We start from the raw sequence: 3,201 nt of genomic DNA, 5'->3' as shown, positions 1-3,201 counted from the left end.
GGGGTTTGGGAGTGTGGCGTTGCCGGCGAGGCGGGCGGCGAGGTCGGCGAGGGTGACGGTGGCGAGTGCGGGGCCGGCGTCGAGGGTCTGGCCGGCGGGCATGGCCGGGGCGAGCGCGGCGAGGAAGCCGGCGAGGTTGCGCAGCGTCTGCTCGACCGCGTCGAGGCTCTGCACCGCCTGGACATAGGCGGGGTCGCTTGCCGCCGGGGCGCCGGCCAGCACGTGCAGGCGCTCGACGGTTGCGGCCAGGTCGGCGAGCTCGGCGCCGAGGCGGCCGAGCAGCTCGGGCGCGGGGATGGCGGCTGTGGCAGCTGTCGGCACGGCGGTGGCCGGCATGTCGGCGGGCACGGCAGCTGTGGCAGCGGCGGCGGGCTGCGGGGCGGCGCTGGGATGGGGCATGGCGGGGTCTTTCGGCAAGGTCAGAACAGTTCGACGCTGCCGCCTTGCGGCTGCGGCGGCCGGGCGGTGTCCTGGCTGGCGAAGGCGGCGTCGCCGGCGAGCAGGGCCTGGCGGGCGCGGCCGGAGGCGGGCCAGTATTCGATGCGGCGGCCGCGCGTGCCGCCGAGGTCGCCGCCGACGAGCGCGATGCCCTCGTTGCGCAGGAAGCTTTGCGCGAACTCGGCGTTGAGGGCGCCGATGTCGGACAGGCCCTCGACGGTGCGGGCGCCGCCGAACAGCTTGGCCTCGAGCCGGTGGCGCTGGGCGCCGTGGGCGAGCAGCCCGTTGACCAGGAGCTCCATCAGGTGGACGCCGTAGCTGTGCGCGTCGGGGCCGGCGCGGCCGGCGGTGCCGGGCAACAGGAAGTGGTTCATGCCGCCGGCGCGCACCAGCGGGTCGCGGATGCAGGCGGCGACGCAGGAGCCTAAGATGGTGGTCAGCACCACGCCCTCGCCGGCGACGTGGTATTCGCCGCGCAGCACGGTGAGGCGCCGGCTGGCCTGTGTGGTCACGTCAGCTCCCCGACGATCGCCTCGATGGCGCGCTTCAGCTGCGGCGTGGTGAACGGCTTGGTCAGGTAGTTGTTGACGCCGAGGGCCGCGGCCCGCTCGACCAGGGCGCGGTCGCTCTTGCCGGTCAGGATGATGAACGGCGTGTTGCGCAGCGGGCCGTAGGAGCGGATCGCCTTGAGCAGGCCGAGGCCGTCGAGCTTGGGCATGTTGAAGTCGGAGAGGATCAGGTGGCAGGGCTTGTCCATCATCATGCGCAGCGCCTCCTCGCCGTCCTTGGCCAGCGCGATCTGGCGGATGCCCATGTCCTGCAGCGCATCGGTGATGAGCATGCGGCTGGTGGTCGTGTCATCCGCGACGAGGACCTTAAGATGTTGTACGAACGACATGGTTGGCTCCATTGGAATGCAAGCGGGTAAGGGCGAGGATGTGGCCGGCGATCCTCGCCAAGGGCAGCTGGCGCTCGACCGCGCCGGCCTCGAAGGCGGCGCGCGGCATGCCGTAGACCAGGCTGGTGGCCTCGTCCTGGCCGAGCGTGGCGGCGCCGGCCCGGCGCAGGGCCAAAAGGCCCTCGGCGCCGTCGCGGCCCATGCCGGTCAGGATGGCGCCGACCGCCCGGGCGCCGGCGGCGCGGGCGACCGAGGCAAACAGCACGTCGACCGAAGGGCGGTGGCCGCTGACCGGGTCGCCGGCGCGCAGCCGGCAGCGCAGCGTCGTCCCCCCGGCGACCTCGAGATGCGCCACCCCGCCGGGGGCGAGATAGACCTGGCCGGGGACAAGCGGGGCGCCGTCGACGGCCTCGCTGACCTGCGGCCGGCAGATGCGGTTGAGGCGCTCGGCAAAGCTCTTGGTGAACACCGGCGGCATGTGCTGGGTGATGACGGTGGGCGGGCAGTTGGCCGGGAACTGCGACAGGATGGTGACCAGCGCCTCGACGCCGCCGGTCGAGGCGCCGATGGCGACGACGCGGCCGTCGGGGGCGAAGGCGCCGCCGGCGGCCGGCGCCGGCGCGCGGCGGTCGGCGGCGGCTGCTGCCGCCGCCGGCGGGCGGATGCGGGCGCGCGCCGCGGCCTTGACCGTGGCCAGGAGCGCGTCGAAGGCGCCCTCGTCGCTGAACGAGGCCTTGGCGATGCAGTCGAAGGCGCCGATCTCGAGCGCGGCCAGCGTGGCGGCGGCGTCGCGGCCGGTCAGGCTGGAGACCATGATCACCGGCATCGGCCGCAGGCGCATGATCTTGTCGAGGAAGTCGAGGCCGTTCATGTTCGGCATCTCGATGTCGAGGGTGACGACGTCGGGGTTGAGCGCCTTGATCTTTTGGCGCGCCTCGAGCGGGTCGGCGGCGTGGCCGACCACCTCGATCGCCGGGTCGCGGCGCAGCACCGCCGTCAGCAGGCTGCGCATGGTCGCCGAATCGTCGACGATCAGGACACGGATCGGGGGGGTCACAGGCCGGCCTCGCGCAGCTTGTAGGTGGTGATGCCCTCGAACTGGAAGCTGGCCGCCGCCGGCCCCGAGACCCGCTCGGAATGGCCGATATAGAGGTGGCCGCCGGGGGTCAAGAGCGGCACGAAGCGGCTCCAGATCCGCGCCTGCGTCGCCTCCTCGAAGTAGATGACGACGTTGCGGCAGAAGATCGCCTGGAAGCGGCCCTTCATCGGCCAGGCGCCGATCAGGTTGAGCTCGCGGAAGGCGACCAGGGCGCGCAGCTCCTCGCCCACACTCCAGGTCCTGGCCTCGCCGGTGCGCGCCGGGACAAACCAGCGCCGGCGCAGCTCCGCCGGCACCGGGCGCAGCGCCGCCTCGCCGTAGAGCCCGGCATGGCCGGCGGCGACCATGTTGGCGTCGATGTCGGTGGCCAGCACCCTGATGTCGTGGCGGGCGGCGTCGGGCATCAGCGACAGGATGGTCAGCGCGATCGAATAGGGCTCGGCGCCGTTGGAGCAGGCCGCCGACCACAGCCGCACGCGGCCGCCGGCGCGCGCCGCTTCCAGCAGCGGCGGCAGCACGCGCTCGGCCAGATGCTCGAAGTGGTGGGCTTCGCGAAAGAAGCTGGTGACGTTGGTGGTCAGCGCCGCCAGCATCTGCTGGCGCTCGCCGGTCCCCTCGGCCGAGGCGACGAAGGCGCAGTAGTCGGCAAAGCTCGCCAGCCCGAGCGCGCGCAGGCGCTTGGACAGGCGCGAATAGACCAGCGCCGCCTTGGCCTCGGTGAGGTGGATGCCGGCGTCGGCCTTCAGCATCGCCGCGATCTGGCGCA

5 protein-coding genes are annotated in these 3,201 nt (G+C 73.1%); all 5 read right to left on the bottom strand.

Annotated features, from left to right (window positions below; genetic code table 11):
• A partial coding sequence (locus ABLE86_RS22790; RefSeq protein WP_348781280.1) for a hypothetical protein occupies positions 1 to 321 on the bottom strand: 321 nt, incomplete at its 3' end.
• A gap of 98 nt (positions 322 to 419) precedes the next feature.
• Positions 420 to 950 (bottom strand): chemotaxis protein CheD, encoded by a 531-nt coding sequence (locus ABLE86_RS22785; protein ID WP_348781279.1) that lies wholly within the window; start codon positions 948 to 950, stop codon positions 420 to 422.
• Positions 947 to 1,336: a response regulator gene (locus tag ABLE86_RS22780; RefSeq protein ID WP_348781278.1), complete on the bottom strand. Its 390-nt coding sequence runs from the start codon at positions 1,334 to 1,336 to the stop codon at positions 947 to 949. The genes ABLE86_RS22785 and ABLE86_RS22780 overlap by 4 nt, the downstream gene beginning before the upstream one ends.
• Positions 1,314 to 2,393: a chemotaxis response regulator protein-glutamate methylesterase gene (locus tag ABLE86_RS22775; RefSeq protein WP_348781277.1), complete on the bottom strand. Its 1,080-nt coding sequence runs from the start codon at positions 2,391 to 2,393 to the stop codon at positions 1,314 to 1,316. The genes ABLE86_RS22780 and ABLE86_RS22775 overlap by 23 nt, the downstream gene beginning before the upstream one ends.
• The coding region (locus tag ABLE86_RS22770; protein WP_348781276.1) for a protein-glutamate O-methyltransferase at positions 2,390 to 3,201 on the bottom strand (812 nt) is incomplete at its 5' end. The genes ABLE86_RS22775 and ABLE86_RS22770, both read right to left, overlap by 4 nt.

The organism is Mesorhizobium sp. KR2-14, from assembly GCF_040049255.1.
Taxonomy (GTDB): domain Bacteria; phylum Pseudomonadota; class Alphaproteobacteria; order Rhizobiales; family Rhizobiaceae; genus Pseudaminobacter.
Note: the sequence above shows the minus strand (reverse complement) of the source record. Positions and strands in the feature narration are given on the sequence as shown.